The 21,944-nt window shown below is 37.5% G+C and carries 20 protein-coding genes and 1 other annotated feature; of the genes, 16 read left to right on the top strand and 4 right to left on the bottom strand.

All coding sequences use genetic code 11. The features are described 5' to 3' along the window. The first annotated feature begins 100 nt into the window (after positions 1–100). The 8 genes from recJ to MHB74_RS21625 all read left to right on the top strand — a co-directional run bounded on the left by recJ (position 101) and on the right by MHB74_RS21625 (position 10,771). On the top strand, positions 101–2,440 hold the full coding sequence (gene recJ, locus MHB74_RS21660; protein WP_061677201.1) for a single-stranded-DNA-specific exonuclease RecJ: 2,340 nt from the start codon (positions 101–103) through the stop codon (positions 2,438–2,440). 47 nt (positions 2,441–2,487) lie between these two features. Continuing rightward, on the top strand, positions 2,488–3,000 hold the full coding sequence (locus tag MHB74_RS21655) for an adenine phosphoribosyltransferase (RefSeq protein ID WP_000346221.1): 513 nt from the start codon (positions 2,488–2,490) through the stop codon (positions 2,998–3,000). 210 nt (positions 3,001–3,210) lie between these two features. Next, entirely contained in the window at positions 3,211–5,394 is a 2,184-nt protein-coding gene (gene relA, locus MHB74_RS21650; RefSeq protein WP_001262800.1) for a GTP diphosphokinase, read from the top strand. 17 nt (positions 5,395–5,411) lie between these two features. Next, entirely contained in the window at positions 5,412–5,852 is a 441-nt protein-coding gene (locus tag MHB74_RS21645; RefSeq protein WP_061677203.1) for a D-tyrosyl-tRNA(Tyr) deacylase, read from the top strand. Positions 5,853–6,066: 214 nt separating this feature from the next. Continuing rightward, a complete protein-coding gene (locus MHB74_RS21640; protein WP_001242605.1) occupies positions 6,067–6,243 on the top strand; it encodes a hypothetical protein in 177 nt (58 codons plus the stop codon). Between the two features lie 54 nt (positions 6,244–6,297). Then, positions 6,298–6,528: a binding site (T-box leader), on the top strand. A gap of 69 nt (positions 6,529–6,597) precedes the next feature. After that, a complete protein-coding gene (hisS, locus tag MHB74_RS21635; RefSeq protein WP_033656406.1) occupies positions 6,598–7,869 on the top strand; it encodes a histidine--tRNA ligase in 1,272 nt (423 codons plus the stop codon). Positions 7,870–7,881: 12 nt separating this feature from the next. Continuing rightward, positions 7,882–9,657 carry an aspartate--tRNA ligase gene (gene aspS, locus MHB74_RS21630; protein WP_000840887.1) on the top strand — a complete coding sequence of 592 codons (1,776 nt, stop codon included), beginning with the start codon at positions 7,882–7,884 and terminating at the stop codon, positions 9,655–9,657. Positions 9,658–10,003: 346 nt separating this feature from the next. Continuing rightward, on the top strand, positions 10,004–10,771 hold the full coding sequence (locus MHB74_RS21625; RefSeq protein WP_000903182.1) for a tRNA threonylcarbamoyladenosine dehydratase: 768 nt from the start codon (positions 10,004–10,006) through the stop codon (positions 10,769–10,771). 480 nt (positions 10,772–11,251) lie between these two features. On the opposite strand, the gene MHB74_RS21620 is transcribed toward MHB74_RS21625, so the two are convergent. Further along, positions 11,252–11,893 carry an RsfA family transcriptional regulator gene (locus tag MHB74_RS21620; RefSeq protein ID WP_061677204.1) on the bottom strand — a complete coding sequence of 214 codons (642 nt, stop codon included), beginning with the start codon at positions 11,891–11,893 and terminating at the stop codon, positions 11,252–11,254. 37 nt (positions 11,894–11,930) lie between these two features. Then, the gene (locus MHB74_RS21615) at positions 11,931–13,217 is read right to left on the bottom strand and encodes a replication-associated recombination protein A (protein ID WP_000812939.1); all 1,287 of its coding nucleotides are present in this window, start codon (positions 13,215–13,217) and stop codon (positions 11,931–11,933) included. A gap of 292 nt (positions 13,218–13,509) precedes the next feature. On the opposite strand from MHB74_RS21615, the gene cymR reads away from it, so the two are divergent. From cymR to MHB74_RS21580, 7 genes are all read left to right on the top strand, one after another. After that, positions 13,510–13,926 carry a cysteine metabolism transcriptional regulator CymR gene (cymR, locus tag MHB74_RS21610; protein ID WP_000704116.1) on the top strand — a complete coding sequence of 139 codons (417 nt, stop codon included), beginning with the start codon at positions 13,510–13,512 and terminating at the stop codon, positions 13,924–13,926. Between the two features lie 35 nt (positions 13,927–13,961). Then, positions 13,962–15,107: a cysteine desulfurase family protein gene (locus MHB74_RS21605; protein WP_061677205.1), complete on the top strand. Its 1,146-nt coding sequence runs from the start codon at positions 13,962–13,964 to the stop codon at positions 15,105–15,107. A gap of 16 nt (positions 15,108–15,123) precedes the next feature. Beyond that, positions 15,124–16,239 (top strand): tRNA 2-thiouridine(34) synthase MnmA, encoded by a 1,116-nt coding sequence (gene mnmA / locus MHB74_RS21600; protein WP_048531354.1) that lies wholly within the window; start codon positions 15,124–15,126, stop codon positions 16,237–16,239. 110 nt (positions 16,240–16,349) lie between these two features. Further along, positions 16,350–17,009 (top strand): tetratricopeptide repeat protein, encoded by a 660-nt coding sequence (locus MHB74_RS21595; protein WP_000066395.1) that lies wholly within the window; start codon positions 16,350–16,352, stop codon positions 17,007–17,009. A gap of 97 nt (positions 17,010–17,106) precedes the next feature. Next, the gene (gene recD2 / locus MHB74_RS21590; RefSeq protein WP_061677206.1) at positions 17,107–19,443 is read left to right on the top strand and encodes an SF1B family DNA helicase RecD2; all 2,337 of its coding nucleotides are present in this window, start codon (positions 17,107–17,109) and stop codon (positions 19,441–19,443) included. A 127-nt stretch (positions 19,444–19,570) separates the two neighbouring features. After that, positions 19,571–19,759, top strand: coding sequence for a hypothetical protein (locus MHB74_RS21585; protein ID WP_000469281.1), 189 nt, complete (start codon positions 19,571–19,573; stop codon positions 19,757–19,759). Positions 19,760–19,777: 18 nt separating this feature from the next. Beyond that, a complete protein-coding gene (locus MHB74_RS21580; protein WP_001053553.1) occupies positions 19,778–19,906 on the top strand; it encodes a YrzQ family protein in 129 nt (42 codons plus the stop codon). Positions 19,907–19,941: 35 nt separating this feature from the next. Here the strand turns inward: MHB74_RS21580 and MHB74_RS21575 are convergent, their stop codons facing one another. After that, a complete protein-coding gene (locus MHB74_RS21575) occupies positions 19,942–20,154 on the bottom strand; it encodes a hypothetical protein (protein ID WP_000242555.1) in 213 nt (70 codons plus the stop codon). Positions 20,155–20,330: 176 nt separating this feature from the next. On the opposite strand from MHB74_RS21575, the gene MHB74_RS21570 reads away from it, so the two are divergent. Then, positions 20,331–21,398, top strand: coding sequence for an AI-2E family transporter (locus MHB74_RS21570; protein WP_061677207.1), 1,068 nt, complete (start codon positions 20,331–20,333; stop codon positions 21,396–21,398). A 38-nt stretch (positions 21,399–21,436) separates the two neighbouring features. Here MHB74_RS21570 and MHB74_RS21565 read toward each other — a convergent pair whose 3' ends face one another. Next, positions 21,437–21,781 carry a PH domain-containing protein gene (locus MHB74_RS21565; RefSeq protein WP_061677208.1) on the bottom strand — a complete coding sequence of 115 codons (345 nt, stop codon included), beginning with the start codon at positions 21,779–21,781 and terminating at the stop codon, positions 21,437–21,439. Positions 21,782–21,944 lie beyond the last annotated feature (163 nt).

The following is a 21,944-nucleotide window of genomic DNA, read 5'->3' as shown; positions in this document are numbered from 1 at the left end:
CATTATTAACATTTTAGTATATAGATATTGCATCGTAGTTTGCATTATATTGTCACCCCTTAATCTGTCTTGTATAATGAACAGGTTAAGGGGTGATTTCGTGTTACAACCGAAGACGCGTTGGAAAGAAAAAGAATATAATAATGAGCGAGTGAGTGAATTAGCAAGTAAATTACAATTATCACCACTTGTCGTTTCGTTATTCCTCGGTAGAGGACTAGATACAGAAGATAAGATTTTAGATTTTTTAAATACAGAAAATCAAGAATTTCATGATCCATTTTTATTAGAAGGAATGGATAGAACGGTAGAACGTGTAAATAAGGCGGTTCAAAATGGAGAGCAAATATTAATATTTGGTGACTACGATGCGGACGGAGTAAGTAGTACGACTGTGTTATATCTTGCCTTGCAAGAATTAGGGGCGGACGTAGAATTTTATATCCCAAACCGTTTTACAGAAGGGTATGGACCAAACGAAGAAGCGTTTCGTTGGGCACATAGCGCAGGGTTCTCGCTAATTATTACTGTTGATACTGGTATCGCAGCAGTGCATGAAGCGAAGGTAGCGAAGGAGCTTGGAGTAGATCTGATTATTACAGATCACCATGAGCCACCACCGGAATTGCCAGAAGCACTTGCGATTATTCATCCGAAATTAGATGGCGGTGTGTATCCGTTCCACTATTTAGCTGGTGTAGGTGTTGCGTTTAAAGTTGCGCATGCACTATTAGGCCGTGTACCAGAACATTTATTAGAAATTGCAGTGATTGGTACAGTAGCCGATTTAGTATCACTTCATGGTGAGAATAGATTGTTAGTGAAGCGCGGTTTAAAACATATGCGCATGACAAAAAATATCGGACTAAAGGCGCTGTTTAAAGTTGCTAACGTTTCGCAAAGTGAAATTACAGAAGAGAGCATTGGCTTCTCGATTGCACCGCGTATTAATGCAGTTGGACGTTTAGAAGATGCTACACCGGCTGTACATCTTTTATTATCAGATGACCCAGAAGAAGCAAAAGAGTTAGCTGAAGAAATTGATGAGTTGAACAAACTGCGAAAAGATATTGTAAAGCAAATTACAGAAGAAGCTATCGCTGAAGTGGAAAATAATTTTCCGCCAGAAGACAATAAAGTATTAGTGCTTGCAAAAGAAGGCTGGAATCCAGGTGTAATTGGAATTGTCGCATCTAAATTAGTTGAACGTTTTTATCGTCCAACGATTGTATTATGTATTGATCCTGTAAAAGAAACAGCAAAAGGTTCAGCACGTAGTATTGCAGGATTTGATCTATTTGCAAACTTGTCAGATTGTAGAGAGTTATTGCCACACTTCGGAGGACACCCGATGGCAGCGGGAATGACGCTACATATGAATGATGTAGCTGAATTGCGCCGCCGCTTAAATGAACAAGCAGAAGTAATTTTAACGGAAGAAGATTTTATTCCAATTACAGCTGTTGATGCCTTTTGTAAAGTGGAAGATGTAACACTTGCAGCAATTGAAGATATGCAAAAGTTAGCACCATTTGGTGTTGGAAATCCAAAACCACGTATTGCAGTGAAGGACGCAGAGCTAGAAAGTATTCGTGCAATCGGATCAGATGGTTCACATTTGAAAATGGCTCTTCGCGATGGACAAGCGACACTGGATACAATCGGATTTGGTTTTGGTGCGTATGCGAAAGAAATTTCTCCAGTTGCAAAGGTATCTGTAATAGGGGAAGCATCTATCAATGAATGGAATAATTTTAAGAAGCCGCAATTAATGGTACAAGATATTGCTGTAGAGGCGTGGCAATTATTTGATTGGCGTAGTATGCGTAACGTAGAAGCGAATGTAGCAGAACTTCCGAAAGAAAAAATAACGATGGTGTATTTTTCTGAAGAAGTATTGAATAAATTTTCTTTAGAAGACTATAAAGAGCATATGATGCATGCATCCGAAGTCACCCAATTAGATGATCAATACATCGTGTTACTTGATTTACCAAAAGGAACAGATGAATTACGAGATTTATTTAAAGTTGGGTTCCCGTCACGAATTTATACGCTATTTTATCAAGAGAATAATCATTTATTTAGTACTGTTCCAACGAGAGAACACTTTAAATGGTACTATTCGTTCTTGAGCCAAAAAGCACCATTTTCTTTAAGACAATACGGAGCACAACTCTGTCAACATAAAGGTTGGTCAAAAGATACAGTAAATTTCATGACACAGGTGTTTTTTGAGTTAGAATTTGTTACAATAAAAGATGGCGTCATTTTTATGGCAGACAAAAAACAAAAGCGTGATTTAATTGAATCGAACACATATCGTGAGAAAATGAACCACTTACAATTAGAAAAAGAATTGGTTTATAGCACATATCAGCAACTATATACATGGTTTGAAACGATTCGTAATCATAAAGAAGTAGAACAGCTAGGGTAAAGGATTTGTATTTACAAACCTTTTAGATCTGAGGAGGATTCAGAAATATGGATTTCAAGCAACATATCGCAATTGTACCGGATTATCCAAAAGAAGGTATTGTATTTAAAGACATTACACCGTTAATGAACGACGGTAAAGCATACAAAGCAGCAACAGATGCAATCGTTGAGTATGCAAAGAAAAGAGACATTGACGTTGTAGTAGGGCCAGAAGCACGTGGCTTTATTATTGGTTGCCCAGTTTCTTATGCGTTAGAAGTAGGTTTTGCACCAGTTCGTAAATTAGGAAAATTACCACGTGAAGTAATTACAGTTGACTACGGTAAAGAATATGGTAAAGATGTTTTAACAATCCATAAAGATGCAATTAAGCCAGGTCAACGCGTATTGATTACAGATGATCTATTAGCTACAGGTGGAACAATTGAAGCGACAATTAAGCTAGTTGAAGAACTTGGCGGAGTTGTAGCTGGAATTGCATTCTTAGTAGAGCTTACTTACTTAGATGGTCGTAAAATGTTAGATGGTTACGATGTATTAGTATTAGAAAAATACTAATCACTATATAGGTAAAACTACGGTGATAAGAAGTACCCGTGAATCTCTTGGAGAGGAGCGGGTACTTTTGTATAATTGCACAAAAAAATAAGGTGAAATGTCAGTAAAATCTTTTCCTTTTCACAATTCACAATCATTAGGTTATAATGATAGAATATAATTTATTCTACTTAATTAAGATAAAGTCAATTTTCAATAAAAGGTGATTCGATGGCAAATGAGCAGGTACTAACAGCTGAACAGGTACTCGAGAAAGCAAGTCAATATTTAGCAGATGAAGATATTGAGCTAGTGGCACGTGCCTATGAATATGCACGTGATGCGCATAGCGAACAATACAGAAAATCGGGTGAACCGTACATTATTCATCCAATTCAAGTTGCAGGTATTTTAGTTGATTTACACATGGATCCAGCTACAGTATCAGCAGGTTTCTTACATGATGTAGTGGAAGATACAGAAATTACATTAGAAGATATTGAACGGGAATTTAATAAAGAAATTGCTATGCTTGTCGATGGTGTAACAAAGCTCGGAAAGATTAAATATAAATCTCATGAGCAACAACAAGCAGAAAACCATCGCAAAATGTTTATTGCAATGGCTCAAGATATTCGAGTTATTTTAATTAAACTAGCTGATCGTCTTCATAATATGCGTACATTGAAACATTTGCCTCAAGAGAAGCAGCGTCGCATTGCGAATGAAACGTTAGAAATCTTTGCACCTTTAGCACATAGACTCGGAATTAGTACTATTAAATGGGAGTTAGAGGATACGTCACTTCGCTATTTAAATCCACAGCAATACTATCGTATTGTAAATTTAATGAAGCGTAAACGTGCAGAGCGTGAAGAATATTTAGACGAAGTAATGACTGGTATTCGTGAGAAATTAAAAGAGGTTTCAATTCAACCTGAGATTTCTGGAAGACCAAAGCATATTTACAGCATTTATCGTAAGATGGCACTGCAAAATAAACAGTTCAATGAAATTTACGATTTATTAGCTGTACGTGTCGTTGTCAATAGTATTAAAGATTGTTATGCAGTGCTTGGAATTATTCATACGTGCTGGAAGCCGATGCCAGGTCGTTTTAAAGATTATATTGCGATGCCGAAAGCAAATCTATATCAATCTCTTCATACGACTGTAATTGGGCCGAAAGGTGATCCGCTTGAAGTGCAAATTCGTACGAAAGAAATGCATGAGATTGCAGAATTCGGGATCGCGGCGCACTGGGCGTATAAAGAAGGAAAAACAGCAGAAACAACAGGTACATTAGAGAAGAAACTTACTTGGTTCCGTCAAATATTAGAATGGCAAAATGAAGCTTCTAATGCAGAAGAGTTTATGGAGTCATTAAAAATTGATTTATTCTCTGACATGGTATTCGTCTTTACACCGAAAGGCGATGTAATGGAATTGCCACTTGGATCTGTTCCGATTGACTTTTCGTATCGCGTGCATTCAGAGATTGGAAATAAAACAATTGGTGCAAAAGTAAATGGGAAAATGGTGACACTTGATTATAAATTAAAAACTGGTGACATCATTGAAATTTTAACATCGAAACATTCGTATGGACCAAGTCAAGATTGGGTGAAACTTGCTCAAACATCTCATGCGAAAAACAAAATACGTCAATTCTTTAAGAAGCAACGTAGAGATGAAAATATTGAAAAAGGCCGTGAACTTGTTGAAAAAGAAGTACGTGGCTTAGAGTATGAAATGAAAGAAGTGCTAGCTCCTGACAATTTAAAACGTGTTGCTGAGAAGTTCAATTTTGCAAATGAAGAAGATATGTTTGCAGCAGTTGGATATAGCGGGATTACAGCGTCGCAAATTGTTACGCGACTAACGGACAAATTCCGTAAGCAACGTGAAGAAGAAGAGATTGTTGAAGTTAAAGAAGTTCGTAAACCGATGAAAATTCGAAAATGGGATTCTGGCGTTAAAGTAAGTGGTGCGGATAATTTATTAATTCGTTTATCAAAATGCTGTAACCCGGTTCCAGGTGATGATATCGTTGGGTATATTACGAAAGGCCGAGGTGTATCGATTCACCGCCGTGATTGTGTAAATGTTCATACAGAAGAAGCTATAGAACGTTTATTAGAAGTAGAGTGGGAAGGTAGCCCTGAAAAAGAAATTGAGTATAACGTTGATATCGAAATTTCAGGTTACGATCGCCGTGGCTTATTAAATGAAGTATTACAAGCTGTTACAGAGACGAAAACGTACATTTCGGCAGTTTCTGGTAGAAGTGACCGTAATAAGATGGCGACAATTAATATGTCAATCTCTATTCGTAACTTACAGCATTTGAAAAAAGTAGTAGAACGCATTAAACGTGTTCCAGAAATTTATGCAGTACGACGCATGATGCATTAATAGGGAGTGTAGAAAAGATGAGAGTTGTTTTACAACGATCAAAAGAAGCGTCTGTCAAAGTAGACGGTGAGATCGTAGGACAAATTCCGTTCGGTTTAACATTACTAGTTGGCATTACGCATGAAGATACAGAAAAAGATGCAACTTACATTGCAGAAAAAATTGCGAACTTACGTATTTTTGAAGATGAGAGTGGAAAGATGAACCATTCTGTACTTGATGTAGAAGGACAAGTTCTATCAATTTCGCAGTTCACATTATACGGAGATTGCCGCAAGGGAAGACGTCCAAACTTTATGGATGCTGCAAAACCTGACTATGCAGAGCGTTTATACGATTTCTTTAATGAGGAAGTTCGTAAACAAGGATTGCATGTAGAAACAGGGACGTTCGGAGCAATGATGGATGTTTCTTTAATCAATGATGGTCCGGTGACCTTAATTGTGGATAGTAAATAGTGTTATTTAAGAAGAGAGGGTGGTATCATCCTCTCTTTTTTATACATTGTTGTATGTTTTGTTCATTTATCACACTATTTGTGGAAAGTGAACTCCCACGGATGAAAGGTTCACTTACTTTGGAATTAATAGCGTTTTCGTTTATGTATAACTCTCTAATCAATATGGAACAATAAAGAGTAAAACATCCATATTGAATGTGAGGGATATACGTATGCGTATGAATGAAAAAGGGCATTCTGTTACAAATGGTGCAAATCAATTGTTTAACGTGAATTTTCATGATTTTATTTCAAAAGAGCAAAACAATACTTCAATGGAGCTCGCTTCTGAGTTTGGAATTTCTCTTCAAGATGTAAAGCGTTTAAAGAAGCAGATTGAACGCTCTTAGAGTACTTGACAATCCTACTCAACAAACGTATAGTAATTTTATATTTACATATGAATATAACCGTTGATAGAGAAGAGTAAATGAGACACACATGGCAAGAGAAGAAATGTCTTAGGCTGAAAACATTTCTACATGATGACTGATTGAATGACACTCTAGAGGTTTCAACTTGAACGGCGTATATGCTTAGTAGAGATGAACGCACATTTAAGCGTTATTAAAAAAGTGGAAGCATACGTGCTTCAATTAGGGTGGCACCACGGGTATAATACTCTCGTCCCTACTGTTCAAACAGTAGAGGCGGGAGTTTTTTTATTTTTATTAAGATTAAAACAATTTGAGGAGGAACTGAATATGTCTATTCAAATCCCACGCGGAACGCAAGATATTCTTCCAGGCACTGTTGAGTTATGGCAGTATATCGAAGGGCAAGCACGCGAAATTTGCCGTCGTTACAATTATAAAGAAATTCGTACACCAATTTTTGAACACACTGAGCTATTTTTACGTGGTGTTGGTGATACGACAGATATCGTACAAAAAGAAATGTACTCATTCCAAGATCGTGGAGAGCGTAGTTTAACATTACGTCCAGAAGGTACTGCCCCTGTTGTACGTTCTTACGTTGAAAACAAAATGTTCGGTGACGCAACACAACCAACGAAATTATACTATATCGGCCAAATGTTCCGTTACGAAAGACCACAAGCAGGTCGCTATCGTCAATTCGTACAATTCGGTATTGAAGCAATCGGCAGTAACGATCCTGCAATTGATGCAGAAGTAATTGCACTTGCTGTAGAGTTTTACCGCGGCATGGGCTTAAAAAATATTAAAGTTGTATTAAACAGCTTAGGTGATGCGGCGAGCCGTCAAGCGCACCGTGATGCGTTAATCGCACACTTCGAGCCACGTATTGGCGAGTTCTGTTCTGACTGTCAATCTCGTTTAGAAAAGAACCCTCTTCGTATTTTAGATTGTAAGAAGGACCGTAACCATGAATTAATGGGAACAGCACCATCTATTACAGAATACTTAAACGAAGATTCAGCAGTATACTACGACAAAGTTCAAGAGCTATTAACGATGATGGATGTTCCATTTGAAAAAGATCCGAACTTAGTACGTGGTTTAGACTACTACCAACATACTGTTTTTGAAATTATGAGTGAAGCAGAAGGATTCGGTGCTATCACTACATTAAGCGGTGGTGGACGTTATAACGGACTTGTACAAGAAATCGGTGGACCAGAAATGCCAGGTATCGGTTTTGCAATGAGTATTGAACGTTTAATTATGGCACTAAAAGCTGAAAACATCGAATTACCAATTGAACATAGTATCGATTGTTACGTTGTAGCTCTTGGTGAAAAAGCAAAAGACCATGCTGCGAAAGTTGCGTTTGATCTTCGTAAAGCTGGGTTATCAGTTGAAAAAGATTATTTAGATCGCAAAATGAAAGCACAATTTAAATCAGCAGATCGTCTAAAAGCGAAATTTGTAGCTGTATTAGGGGAAGATGAGCTAGATAAAGGCATCATTAACTTAAAAGATATGGCAACAGGCGAACAAGAAGAAGTAGCATTAGATGTATTTGCTTCATACGTAGCAGAGAAATTAATATAGGGGGAACTTACAGTGGCTGAAAGAACACATGCATGTGGAAAAGTAACAGTAGAAGCAGTTGGACAAACAGTTCAATTAAAAGGTTGGGTACAAAAACGCCGTGATTTAGGTGGATTAATCTTTATCGACTTACGTGACCGTACAGGTATCGTACAAGTTGTATTTAACCCAGAAACATCAAAAGAAGCACTAGAAGTAGCAGAAACAATTCGTAGCGAGTACGTATTACACGTAGAAGGTACAGTTGTTGAGCGTGGTGAAGGCGCAATTAATGACAATATGGCAACTGGTCGTATTGAAGTACAAGCAACGAAAGTAAACGTATTAAATGCAGCGAAAACAACGCCAATCATTATTGCTGATGATACAGATGCATCAGAAGATGTGCGTTTAAAATATCGTTATTTAGACTTACGTCGTCCTGTAATGTTCAACACATTCAAAATGCGTCACGACGTAACGAAAACAATTCGTAACTTCTTAGACACAGAAGATTTCTTAGAAGTGGAAACACCAATTTTAACGAAGAGCACACCAGAAGGAGCTCGTGACTATTTAGTACCAAGTCGTGTACATGATGGTGAATTCTATGCATTACCACAGTCTCCACAGTTATTTAAACAGCTTCTTATGGTCGGCGGATTTGAGCGTTACTATCAAGTAGCACGTTGTTTCCGTGACGAAGATTTACGTGCAGACCGTCAACCAGAATTCACGCAAATCGATATCGAAGCTTCATTCTTAACACAAGATGAAATTTTAGATATGATGGAGCGCATGATGACGAAAGTTATGAAGGATGCAAAAGGTGTAGAAGTGAGTGCACCATTCCCTCGTATGAAATACGCTGATGCAATGGCTCGTTACGGTTCTGATAAGCCAGATACACGCTTTGAAATGGAACTAACAGACCTATCTGAATTTGCAGCAGGTTGTGGCTTTAAAGTATTTACAAGTGCTGTAGAAAGCGGCGGACAAGTAAAAGCAATTAATGCAAAAGGTGCTGCGAGCAAATACTCTCGTAAAGATATTGATGCATTAACTGAATTCGTAAAAGTATACGGTGCAAAAGGTCTAGCTTGGCTTAAAGTTGAAGAAGACGGCTTAAAAGGACCGATTGCGAAATTCTTCGGTGAAGAAGAAGCAAACGCGTTAATGGCTACATTAGAAGCTACTGCTGGCGATTTATTACTATTCGTAGCAGATAAGAAAAGCGTTGTTGCAGATAGCTTAGGTGCACTTCGTTTACGTCTAGGTAAAGAGCTTGAGTTAATTGACGAAAGTAAATTTAACTTCCTATGGGTAACTGATTGGCCACTTCTTGAGTACGATGAAGATGCAGATCGTTACTTCGCAGCTCACCACCCATTCACAATGCCATTCCGTGAAGATGTTGAGCTATTAGAAACAGCACCAGAAAAAGCACGTGCACAAGCATATGACCTTGTATTAAACGGTTATGAGCTTGGTGGTGGATCACTTCGTATTTACGAGCGTGACGTACAAGAAAAAATGTTCAAAGCACTTGGATTCTCACAAGAAGAAGCACAAGAGCAATTCGGATTCTTATTAGAAGCATTTGAATACGGTACGCCACCACACGGCGGTATCGCATTAGGTTTAGACCGTCTTGTTATGTTACTTGCAGGCCGTACGAACCTTCGTGATACAATTGCATTCCCGAAAACAGCAAGCGCAAGCTGCTTATTAACAGAAGCTCCAAGCCCAGTTGCAGAAGCACAGCTTGAAGAGTTGAACTTAAAATTAAGCTTAAAAGAAGAGAAGTAAGAATGAAGTCTAGATGGTTATACTATAGCCGTCTAGACTTTTTTTGAGAGGAAGTTTAAAAAGTCCGGTTTAGATAACTGTCGCAACTCATCGTTACGTACGCTAGTCCGGTGCTCGAGTAGTACTCCTACACTGCGCTCCTCCTAGCATACGTGCCTCGATCTGCTCGGTTCTCTGGATTCTCTTTTTAAAACGTGTATTTAGGAAGGAATAAAATCCGGTTTATACTATGTTTTTATGCTTGAAATATGTATTTTTAGGAATTCTATAACTTTTTCTATACAAATAGTCGGAAAAACGCTAGAATACATGGTAGACCATTTTTGTAATAGGAGTGTAGAGCTGAATGTTACATCAATTTTCACGTAATGAATTAGCCTTCGGTAAAGAAGGACTTGAAATATTAAAAAATAGTACAGTCGGTATTTTAGGAATTGGCGGCGTAGGGTCATTTTCGGCAGAGGCGTTAGCGCGTTCTGGCGTTGGGCGTCTCGTATTAGTTGATAAAGACGTTGTAGATATTACAAACGTAAACCGTCAAATTCACGCGTTAGTATCTACTGTAGGACGTTCAAAAGTAGAATTAATGAAAGAGCGTATCGCAGATATTAATCCAGAGTGTGAAGTAATCGGACTAGAAATGTTTTATACTGATGAAACATATGAAGAGTTCTTCAAACATGGCTTGGATTTCGTAGTAGATGCATCTGATACGATTACGTTCAAAATTCATTTAATTAAACAATGTTTACGTCGTAAAATTAAAATTATCTCATGTATGGGTGCAGCGAATAAAATGGACCCAACTCGTTTCCGTATTGCGGACATCTCTAAAACACATACAGATCCAATTGCGAAAGTAATTCGTACGAAACTTCGTAAAGAGGGTATTAAAAAAGGTGTAAAAGTTGTCTTCTCTGACGAAAACCCAATCGTAATTCGTGAAGAAGTACGTAAAGAAATCGTACCAGACGAAAATGCAAAAATTCGTAAAGCGAAATTACCACCTTCATCAAATGCATTCGTACCATCTGTGGCAGGCTTAATTATGGCAAGTCATGTTGTACGTGAACGCATTAAAAACGTAGAAGTGAAACGTGTAGGGCAAGAATAAAGTAAAAGCATATATCCATTTCGGATATATGCTTTTTTGTATGTATTAAAGAAAAATGGATATTTGCATTACTACTAGTTCAAATGTAAGTAAGGCTAGTAAGTAATGATCATATTTATCTGATGTATAGGCGGACGTCTTTTTTAAACTGTTAATGGTGAAAAGAGCCAAAGTTAGGACGAGAACACCGAGTGTTATTTTGAAAACTATTAAAGAAATAGTAACCAGCTCCCTTTAAAAGTATATGTTTATAATAACATTTAAGTGGAAAATATCCAATTATTTCCTGGTTTTTCCTTGTGTGAACTTAAGGGTTTTTATTGTCAACTTTTGTCGGTAAGTCGATATTCTTTGTCGAATCGTCGATATATTTGAAAAATCGTTAATATAATTTCATTTACCGACACACACATACATATATAATCTCCACCAAAAAAACAAAAAGGGATGTCACTCAGTCAAAAAAGTGACATCCCTTTTCTAATTCTCAGCAGAATATATAATATCTAAATTTCCATTTTGATCTGTCTTGAAAATGGGAGCAATCTGTTCTTCTTGTTCTTCAACGGAAACGAGTTTTCGAGCACGGTCCATAATTCTAACAAGCATTGCATAATCTTCTTCGATTGCTTGTTGTTTTTTTGAGAGTACTGCTAATTTTGCTTCGAGTTCATGATTCGTTTTTTGCAGGGATGTGAGCTGAGCCTGTAATACTTCATTTTCAGTTTGTAACTTTGCGAGTGAAGGGTTGGTATGCTCTAAGTTTTGCAAAAATGAAATGACACTTTGCATTGTAAGTTCTTGTTTATTTGGCGTAATATCTTCTGAAAACTCGGCATCGATTACGAGTTGTTTCGTTTGCGTGAAATGCTCTTTTTCTATTTTAGCTTCAGAGCGTTTTAATTCTTTACGTTGTTTTTTTGCAAGTTGCACCGCATCTTCGTAATTCGGTCGTACTTCAGCATTCCATCTAAAGCCGCAAGCTGCTGAAGTGCGGTTCAATGTATCGCCGACTTCATCAAATGCTTTTATTTGTGTACTGCCGCTACGAATATGTCGTAAAACAGTTTCTGCTAAAAGGAGATCGTCTTCTTTTGTCCATGAATCTTGACGTGTTTTCATAAGCGAAGCCTCCATAATGGTGACGTTTTCGCTTATGTTACCCTTTATTTTTCGTTTTATTCGAACTTTGTAATCTTTCATATACAGTAGAAAGTGCTTGCTCAAATTTCCCTGTCGTTTTCGGTTTATAATATTGTTTGTTTTTAATTTTATCAGGTAAGTATTGTTGTTGTACCCAGCCATTTGGATTGTCGTGTGGATATAAGTATCCAATGCCTCTGCCAAGTGATTCTGCGCCTTTGTAATGACTATCTTTTAAATGACTTGGGATGTCGCCTGTTTGACCGTTACGTAAATCGTGTAGTGCAGCATCAAGTGCTTTATAAGCTGAGTTTGATTTTGGTGATAGGCAAAGCTCGATAACAGCATTTGCAAGTGGTATACGTGCCTCTGGGAACCCAACTCGTTCAGCCGATTCTATGGCTGCTAGTGTACGCGGTCCGGCTTGTGGGCTAGCAAGTCCGATATCTTCATATGCCATAATAAGAAGCCGTCTACCAATGCTCTGTAAATCACCAGCTTCAATAAGGCGTGCTAAATAATGAAGTGCTGCATTTACATCACTTCCGCGCACCGATTTTTGAAATGCCGATAATACGTCATAATGAGCATCTCCACCTTTGTCGTGAACGAAGCTCTTTTTTTGTAAGCATTCTTCTGCGATTTCTAGCGTAATTTCCGCAGCTTTGTCATCTGTTGTAAAGCTAGATAAAACAGCTAGTTCAAGTGCATTATAAGCGGAACGCATATCTCCGCCTGATGCATTTGCAAAGTGATGTAATGCTTCAGGCGTAACAGTTACATCATATTCTCCAAGACCTTTTTCTTTATCTTCAAGTGCTCGTTTTAAGCCAATTAAAAGATCATCTTCTGTTAATGCGTGTAATTCGAAGATTTGACAACGACTTCGAATAGCAGAATTAATAGCATGGAACGGATTACTCGTCGTTGCACCAATTAAGGTAAGGAGTCCACTTTCTAAATGAGGTAATAGAAAATCCTGTTTTGCTTTATCTAGACGGTGTACTTCATCTAAAATTAAAACGAGGTGTCGATGCATCTTTGCCTCTTGTACGACAACTTCCATATCTTTTTTATTATGAGTAACAGCGTTTAATAGGCGAAAAGGGGTTCCGGTACTTCCTGCAATTGCGCTCGCAATGGATGTTTTTCCAGTGCCTGGAGGACCGTATAAAATCATAGATTGAAAATGATTTGCTTGGACCATTCGCCATAAAATTTTTCCTTCACCAACTAAATGTTGTTGTCCGATAATTTCTTGAATATTTGTAGGGCGCATTCGATGTGCGAGTGGTTGTTTCATTTTTACCGTCTCCCTTAATGTATAATCTCTTTCTATCGTATCATTTTTTTTAGTGGAATTTGAAATAGGATGCCGTTTTGTGAGAAAAATGAATATGAATATTTTCATTTTTCTTTCAATTGTAATAATTTCCGAGTTTTTCAATGTGATTTTATGTTATCATTTTGATACACAAGTTGAAATTTCTTATAATACTATATTATGCTATAATTTCATAGGATTTTAAATTGTGTTCTTTTATAAATAAGATATAACCAATAGAAGTGAAAATTTGAAAAGAGGTGCAAAATAGATGAAGATTTCAACGAAAGGCCGCTACGGCTTAACAATTATGATCGATCTTGCAAAAAAGTTTGGTGAAGGTCCGATTTCCTTAAAATCAATTGCGCAGGCACATGACTTATCGGAACATTACTTAGAGCAATTAATTTCACCACTTCGTAACGCTCGTCTAGTAAAGAGTACGCGCGGGGCATATGGCGGATATGTATTGTCAGATCAGCCAGCTAACATTACAGCTGGGGATGTAATCCGTGTACTAGAGGGTCCAATTAGTGTTGTAGAAATGATAGAAGAAGAAGAACCAGCACAACGCCAATTATGGATGCGTGTTCGTGATGCGGTGCAAGAAGTGTTAGATAGTACAACGTTAGAAGATTTAGTACGTTATGAGGAAGAAAATCACGGGGGCTATATGTTTTACATTTAATTCCTTGTGAAACGATTTGGAAAGAAGGAGATTTAATGGAACGCATTTACTTAGATCATGCTGCGACATCTCCGACTCACCCAGAAGTGGTCGAAAAGATGATTCCATATATGACAGAAACATTCGGGAACCCGTCTAGTATTCACTTTTATGGACGTCAAACGCGCCATGCAGTAGATGGGGCGAGACGTGTGTGTGCACGTAGCATTCATGCGAATCCGAATGAAATTATATTTACGAGTGGTGGTACAGAAGCTGATAATTTAGCACTTATCGGTGTAGCACGTGCGAATCGTCATAAAGGTAACCATATTATAACGACGCAAATTGAACATCACGCAATTTTGCATACGTGTGAATTGTTAGAGCGTGAAGGGTTTGAAGTCACATATTTACCTGTTGATGAAACAGGACGCGTTCAAGTTTCTGACATACAAAAGGCATTAACAGAAGAGACAATTCTCGTATCCGTTATGTTTGGGAATAATGAAGTTGGAACGATGCAATCAATTGCGGAAATAGGTAAGCTGTTAAAAGAGCATCAAGCTTATTTCCATACAGATGCGGTACAAGCTTACGGATTAGTAGAAATAGATGTGAAAGAGTTTGGCATTGATTTATTATCGATTTCAGCTCATAAAATTAATGGGCCAAAAGGTGTAGGGTTCCTATTCGCTGGTGCAAATGTGAAATTTGAACCGTTATTAATAGGCGGGGAGCAAGAAAGAAAACGCCGTGCTGGTACTGAAAATGTACCGAGTATCGTTGGTTTACAGCAAGCAATTTTGCTAGCTGAAAAAACTCGTGAGCAAAAAAATGCCCAATATGAAGAGTTTAAAGATATAATGGTATCTGTCTTCAAAAATGAAGACATTACTTTCGAGGTAAACGGAAACTTAGAATATCGCTTACCGCATGTGCTTAATATTAGTTTTACAGGAATGAACATTGAACCGTTTCTTGTGAACTTAGACTTAGCTGGCATTGCGGTATCAAGTGGTTCTGCTTGTACAGCTGGTTCGATTGATCCATCACATGTATTAGTAGCGATGTTCGGAAAAGACTCCGATCAAATACGTTCATCCGTACGCTTTAGTTTCGGACTTGGAAATACGAAAGAGCAAATTGAGAAAGCGGCGTACGAAACAGTGAAAATCGTGAAGCGATTAACACAAAATTAGCATAGGAGGTGACATGATGAACAAACTACCTCAAGAAACACGCGTTGTCATCGGGATGTCCGGTGGCGTCGATTCATCTGTAGCAGCCCTTTTATTAAAAGAGCAAGGTTATGATGTAATCGGAATTTTTATGAAAAACTGGGATGATACAGATGAGAATGGTGTCTGCACAGCAACAGAAGATTACAATGATGTAATTGAAGTGTGTAACCAAATTGGCATTCCGTATTATGCAGTAAACTTTGAAAAACAATACTGGGATAAAGTATTTACGTACTTCTTAGACGAGTACCGAGCTGGTCGTACACCAAACCCAGATGTAATGTGTAATAAAGAAATTAAATTTAAAGCATTTTTAGAGCATGCAATTGCGCTTGGTGCTGATTATGTAGCGACAGGTCATTATGCACGCGTTGCTTATATGGACGGCGAATATAAAATGCTTCGCGGCGTTGATGACAATAAAGACCAAACGTATTTCTTAAATCAATTAAGCCAAGAGCAATTATCAAAAACAATGTTCCCGCTCGGTGAACTGAAGAAACCGCAAATTCGTGAAATGGCGAAAGAAGCTGGTTTAGCGACAGCGGCGAAAAAAGATAGTACTGGTATTTGCTTCATTGGTGAGCGTAACTTTAAAGATTTCTTAAGTAATTATTTACCAGCACAACCAGGTGTGATGCAAACATTATCTGGTGAAGTGAAAGGAAAGCATGACGGTTTAATGTACTATACAATTGGACAACGTCATGGCCTTGGTATTGGTGGTAACGGTGATCCGTGGTTTGCTGTTGGGAAAAACTTGAAAGAAAACATTTTATATGTTGACCAAGGATTCCATAACGAACTGCTATATGGTGATGAAGTTATTGCTACGAATATCGGTTGGGTAAGTAATGAAGCGAAAGAAAAAGAATTTAAATGTACAGCGAAATTCCGTTATCGTCAAGAAGACAATAAAGTAACGGTTCAAATCGTTGATGAAAATACAGTTCGCATTCTTTGTGACGAGCCAATTCGTGCAATTACACCAGGACAAGCAGTTGTTTTCTATGATGGAGATGAGTGCTTAGGCGGTGCTACAATTGATGAAGTGTACCGTAGCGGTAAGAAATTGGATTATTTAGGATAAAACGAGAAGCCTCTGCCGATTCGCGGTTAGAGGTTTCTTTTACATAAAGCGAATTTTCGTTCGCTTGGAAAATACATTCTTTGTTATAATTTGTTGTAGAGGTGAAGGACATGTCAAACAAACTTGAAACAGGTATTCAATATATGCAAGAAGGAAACTGGGAAGAAGCTGCTAAAAATTTCACAGAAGCAATCGAAGAAAATCCGAAAGATGCGCTTGGATACATTAATTTTGCGAACTTATTAGATGTACTAGGTGATAGTGAAAGAGCAATTTTGTTTTATAAACGTGCATTAGAGTTAGATGATAAATCTGCTGCTGCTTATTATGGATTAGGAAACGTATATTACGGTCAAGAGCAATTTGCAGAGGCTAAAGCTGTATTTGAACAAGCGATGCAAGCTGGATTACAATCAGCTGATGTAACATTTATGCTAGGTATTACACATGTGCAACTTGGAAATGATCGTCTTGCGCTGCCATTTTTACAAAGAGCAACAGAATTAGATGAAAACGATGTAGAAGCTGTGTTCCAGTGCGGACTTTGTTTTGCACGTTTAGAACATATTCAAGAGGCGAAACCTTATTTTGAAAAGGTATTAGAAATGGATGAAGAGCATGCAGATGCGTATTATAATTTAGGTGTTGCGTACGTATTTGAAGAAAATAACGAGAAGGCTCTTGCTTTATTTAAGAAAGCAACTGAAATTCAACCAGATCACTTTTTAGCGGGTAATGGTGTTCGTTTATTAGAGCAAGAAGCTGAATAAGATGAAAATATAGTTTAATGGGTAGTTATCCCTCATCTAAAAAGGTGGGGGATGTACTGCTCATTAAAGTGAAATGAAACCGGAAAGGAGAGGAAGAATGGGAAATCAACATGCAATGGATTTGTTTGAGGAAGAGAAAAAGTTTATAAAAGCGCAAGTTCTTCATACCATTTTCCACAACGAAGAAAACCTCTATTCCGTTGTCAGTATGAAAGTCATTGAAACGAATGAAACGTACGACGAAAAAAAAGTGATGATAAACGGTCATTTTCCCCGCATGCATGAAGATGAAGTGTTTACATTGACAGGGCATTTTAAAGACCATCCGAAGTATGGGAAACAATATTTGGTTGAAACGTTTAAGAAAGAATTACCGCAAACAAAAGCTGGTATGGTGCAATATTTAGCGAGTGATTTATTTAAAGGGATCGGAAAGCGTACAGCTGAAAAAATTGTGGACCATCTCGGGGAACATGCCATTTCTAAAATTATGGATGATCCTGATGCGCTAAATGGTGTTGTCAACAAACAAAAAGCTCAGGAAATATATGAGACGATTGTTGAACATCAAGGGCTAGAGAAAGTAATGAGCTTTTTAAATGGCTACGGTTTTGGAACGAAGCTTTCTATTAAGATTTACCAACAATATAAAGAGATGACATTAGAAGTGATCCGTAAGAATCCATATCAGCTTATTGAAGAAGTGGATGGTATTGGATTTGGAAGAGCGGATGATATAGGACGTGCGTTAGGGATATCGGGTAATCATGATGATCGTGTACGTGCGGGATGTTTTTATACGTTAGAAAATGTATCATTACAACTTGGTCACGTTTATATGGGGAAAGATCAACTCGTAAGAGAAACGATGTCACTTTTAAATAATCAAGAAGGAAGAGTGACAGAGGAAGATATTGTAGGTTGCGTTGAAATGATGCAAAGTGAAGGGAAAGTTATCATAGAAGAAGAACGAGTGTATTTAGCTTCGTTATTCTACTCTGAAAAAGGTGTTGTAAAGTCTATCCGCAGGCTCATGAATCAAGAGGAAACACCTTCATTTCCTGAAGCAGAAGTGTTAAAGACGTTAGGTCAAATTGAAGAACAACTGAATGTGCAGTATGCACCATTTCAGCAAGAAGCAATTCAAACGGCACTTCATAAACCGATGATGTTATTGACAGGTGGACCGGGAACAGGGAAGACAACAGTTATTAAAGGAATTGTTGAAATGTATGCATCACTTCACGGGCTATCGTTAAATCCGAATGAATACAGTGATGATAATCCATTTCCGATATTATTAACGGCTCCAACAGGAAGAGCAGCGAAGCGAATGAGTGAATCAACAGGGCTTCCAGCTTGTACAATTCACCGTTTACTTGGTTGGACGCCAGAAGGGTCTTTCCAGCGTAATGAAACGGATCCGGTACAAGGGAAATTACTCATTATTGATGAATTTTCAATGGTTGATATTTGGCTTGCAAATCAGCTGTTTAAGTCATTGCCGACTAATATTCAAGTTATCGTTGTAGGCGATGAAGATCAATTACCATCCGTAGGCCCTGGACAAGTGTTGAAAGACTTATTGAATGCAGGTGCAGTTCCGACAGTAAAGCTTACTGAAATTTATCGTCAAGCGGAAGGCTCATCTGTTATTCAACTTGCCCATGCGATAAAAAATGGAACGCTCCCGCCAGATTTAGCGCAAAATCAAAAAGATCGTTCATTTATCGGGTGTACAGGAGCTCAAATTGTTGAGGTTGTTAAGAAGGTTTGTGACAATGCTAAGACAAAAGGGTTTAGCGCAAGAGATGTACAAGTATTGGCGCCGATGTACCGTGGGCCTGCTGGTATTAATGTACTAAACGAAGCGTTGCAAGAAGTGTTTAATCCGAAAAGGGAAAAGAGTAAAGAAATTGCTTACGGTGATGTTGTATACCGAAGAGGCGATAAAGTATTGCAGCTCGTTAATCAGCCGGAGAGCCAAGTGTTTAATGGTGATATTGGAGAAATTGTTTCGGTGTTTTATGCGAAAGAAAACGTTGAGCAACAAGATATGATTATCGTTTCATTTGATGGAATTGAAGTAACGTATACAAAGCCAGACTTAAATCAAATTACACATGCCTATTGCTGTTCGATTCATAAGTCGCAAGGTAGTGAGTTCCCAATCGTAATCATGCCGATAGTAAAAAGTTACAATCGTATGTTACGTCGTAATTTAATTTATACTGGTATTACAAGAAGTAAGAAGTTCCTTATTATTTGCGGGGAGGAAGCCGCATTCCAGTCTGGTGTAAATCGCCTTGATGATGCAATGCGTCAAACGACTTTAGCGAGTCGCTTGCAAGAATCACAAGGAGAAGTACAGATGGTAACAGTTAATGGTGAAGAAATGGACGTGGAAAACATTTCACCGTATGATTTCATGTAACAAGGTGAAATTATATAGTGAAACTTTCAAACGTATAACGTTGAAAGGCTCCAGCAATGTATAAATGAATGCGGTTTGGACATAATGGCGAATAGAATCTGGGAGACTGTAAGGAGATGAAAGCCATATGTTCATTTGTCCAAATTGCAAAGGGAAAGACATTGGAAAAATAGGTGTCAACCAATTTTATTGCTGGAATTGTTATATCGAATTATCGGTTTCAAAGGGGAAAATCCATACGCATCAAGTAGAAGAAGATGGTTCATTAAGCTCACTTGATGATTTATTTGATGAGAACGAAAGAACGATCGGATAACGAAAAGGGGGATTTACTTTGAATCTACGCAATTCATTAATCGCATTAGGTGTTGGAGCGGCAGCATACCAATATGCTCGCAAGCAAGATGTATTTTCGAAACGCAATATGAAAAAAGCACGTAAGATGATTAAATCTTATCTATAAGCGCAAAAAACTCCCTTCATCATAAGGGAGTTTTTTTATGCACTTGTATGCAAATATAAAAGTCCAATTTCAGAGAAGAGATAAGATAGGCCGTAACATCCAACGCCAAGCATTCCGTAATGAAATAATTGCTTCGCTCTTTCTTTTCGTGAGGAACGAATAAAGAAACCTTTCCAAATACCAAACCCGATACAAACCCATTCAAGAATCATAAAAAGTGCTGATAATACGAGCATAAATAAAACCATTATGAACCCTCCTGATTATATTGTTTCATGATGCATTCTCAGGGGTGGTTGTCCTTTTTATGTTATGTATATGTACGTCTTTACAAAACAGTATGGTCTGGATAAAAAGATTTTAAAACTTTTGCACATAACCTACCCTATTTATTTTCAAAATAAAGGTGGAGGAGGTTTTTCGTGTGAAGAATCTTAAAATTATTTGGATATATCGTTTAGGGTTATTGTTACTCGTATTTCTTTGCTTGCTCGTCTTTTTAAAAATTAAGCCGCTATGGGCACCGATTATTTTTGTATTTAAAGTGGCCATTACACCGTTTCTTATTGCGTGTTTTATTGCGTATTTATTGCATCCTTTAATTGAAAAAATTCATAAGGAAGGGATGCCACGCACACTCGCTATTTTGCTCATTTACATCCTTTTCTTTGGTGGAATTGGTTATGGAATTTATAAAGGAACGCCAGTTGTGATTAAGCAATTACAAGAAATCAATGAACAATTCCCGCAGTTTACAAAAATGTATGATTCTTGGATGGATGGCGTTACGGAACAAACAGCGAATTTTCCGTCATTTATTCATGAAAAGGTGAAACAAATTTTTGGTGGGGTAGAAACGAAGATACAGTCACTTTTGAATAAAGTGATGAGCACAGCTCGTGGTGTACTCGATTCGTTACTCATTATTTTCTTAATACCGTTCATTGTATTTTACATATTAAAAGATTACGGTGAGTTTTATCATATCTTTTGGAAACTAGTCCCGAGTAAGTGGCGGAGTACTGGACAAATGCTAGCGAAAGAAATTGATAAGTCACTCGGAAGTTATATTCGAGGACAGTTATTTGTTTGCTTAGTATTAGGGGGCGTATCTGTTCTTTCCTTTTGGTTTATCGGTATGAAATATCCATTATTACTCGGCATTATTATTGGGGTAACGGATATAATCCCGTACTTCGGTCCGATTTTAGGAGCAATCCCGACATTAATGATTGCGGCAACGGTATCAACGAGTTTACTTATTAAGGCGGGAATTACAATTGCTATTTTGCAATTTTTGGAAAGTAACATTTTGTCCCCTTACATCGTTGGTAAGTCGCTTCGTATGCATCCTGTTATTATTATGCTGGCATTACTAGTTGGAGGAGAAGTGGCAGGAATTGTAGGATTACTCATATCAGTTCCAATTTTAGCAGTCATTCGTACAGTGTTCGTTCATGTAAGACCTCTTTGGAAAAAAGAAAATGTGTAATAAGAAAGCCCTCTACCTATAAAGGTAGAGGGCTTTCATTATTTTGAGAGTTGCTCGTGTATTTGTTGAACGAGAGAGCTTACATCATTTGTTTGAATATGTTTTATTTTTTTCCATTCATGATCATACATAAAGATAATTTGATTGCTGAAAAGGCGCTTTTGTTCTTTTAGGTCAGAAATTTTTTCGAAAGAGTACTCCTCAAATAATGGATTCTTACTTACATCTGGTCCATAAAAGAAGAGCCGTTTGTTCGTTAAAATTAACAGCCCTGGCCTTGTGACGGAGCGATAAATAAATATATCTAATGAACATGCTACGTAAAATAATATTGTTTCGTCAGTCATTAATATAGTTTTGGCTTTGCTTAATAAGGTTGTCATTGTAATCGCTCCTTTATTGTTGATAATTTAATTATAACAAAAATATAATATTCAGAAAAGTTTGTAGAGGTAGTACAATTTGTTAATACATGCATAATATATGAAAAGGCTGTTAAGAATGACTAGTAGAATAGCTATGATTAATAAGCAATTGATATAATAT

This window comes from Bacillus sp. FSL K6-0069 (assembly GCF_038007785.1).
Lineage (GTDB): Bacteria > Bacillota > Bacilli > Bacillales > Bacillaceae_G > Bacillus_A > Bacillus_A mobilis.
Note: the sequence above shows the minus strand (reverse complement) of the source record. Positions and strands in the feature narration are given on the sequence as shown.

What these genes read in the sequence shown, in the direction of transcription:
- MHB74_RS21655 (WP_000346221.1), top strand. Translation starts at nt 2,488, where the DNA reads ATGGATTTCAAGCAACATATCGCAATTGTACCGGATTATCCAAAAGAA.
- relA (WP_001262800.1), top strand. Translation starts at nt 3,211, where the DNA reads ATGGCAAATGAGCAGGTACTAACAGCTGAACAGGTACTCGAGAAAGCA.
- MHB74_RS21645 (WP_061677203.1), top strand. Translation starts at nt 5,412, where the DNA reads ATGAGAGTTGTTTTACAACGATCAAAAGAAGCGTCTGTCAAAGTAGAC.
- MHB74_RS21640 (WP_001242605.1), top strand. Translation starts at nt 6,067, where the DNA reads ATGCGTATGAATGAAAAAGGGCATTCTGTTACAAATGGTGCAAATCAA.
- hisS (WP_033656406.1), top strand. Translation starts at nt 6,598, where the DNA reads ATGTCTATTCAAATCCCACGCGGAACGCAAGATATTCTTCCAGGCACT.
- MHB74_RS21625 (WP_000903182.1), top strand. Translation starts at nt 10,004, where the DNA reads ATGTTACATCAATTTTCACGTAATGAATTAGCCTTCGGTAAAGAAGGA.
- MHB74_RS21620 (WP_061677204.1), bottom strand. Translation starts at nt 11,893, where the DNA reads ATGAAAACACGTCAAGATTCATGGACAAAAGAAGACGATCTCCTTTTA.
- MHB74_RS21615 (WP_000812939.1), bottom strand. Translation starts at nt 13,217, where the DNA reads ATGAAACAACCACTCGCACATCGAATGCGCCCTACAAATATTCAAGAA.
- cymR (WP_000704116.1), top strand. Translation starts at nt 13,510, where the DNA reads ATGAAGATTTCAACGAAAGGCCGCTACGGCTTAACAATTATGATCGAT.
- MHB74_RS21605 (WP_061677205.1), top strand. Translation starts at nt 13,962, where the DNA reads ATGGAACGCATTTACTTAGATCATGCTGCGACATCTCCGACTCACCCA.
- mnmA (WP_048531354.1), top strand. Translation starts at nt 15,124, where the DNA reads ATGAACAAACTACCTCAAGAAACACGCGTTGTCATCGGGATGTCCGGT.
- MHB74_RS21595 (WP_000066395.1), top strand. Translation starts at nt 16,350, where the DNA reads ATGTCAAACAAACTTGAAACAGGTATTCAATATATGCAAGAAGGAAAC.
- recD2 (WP_061677206.1), top strand. Translation starts at nt 17,107, where the DNA reads ATGGGAAATCAACATGCAATGGATTTGTTTGAGGAAGAGAAAAAGTTT.
- MHB74_RS21585 (WP_000469281.1), top strand. Translation starts at nt 19,571, where the DNA reads ATGTTCATTTGTCCAAATTGCAAAGGGAAAGACATTGGAAAAATAGGT.
- MHB74_RS21575 (WP_000242555.1), bottom strand. Translation starts at nt 20,154, where the DNA reads ATGGTTTTATTTATGCTCGTATTATCAGCACTTTTTATGATTCTTGAA.
- MHB74_RS21565 (WP_061677208.1), bottom strand. Translation starts at nt 21,781, where the DNA reads ATGACAACCTTATTAAGCAAAGCCAAAACTATATTAATGACTGACGAA.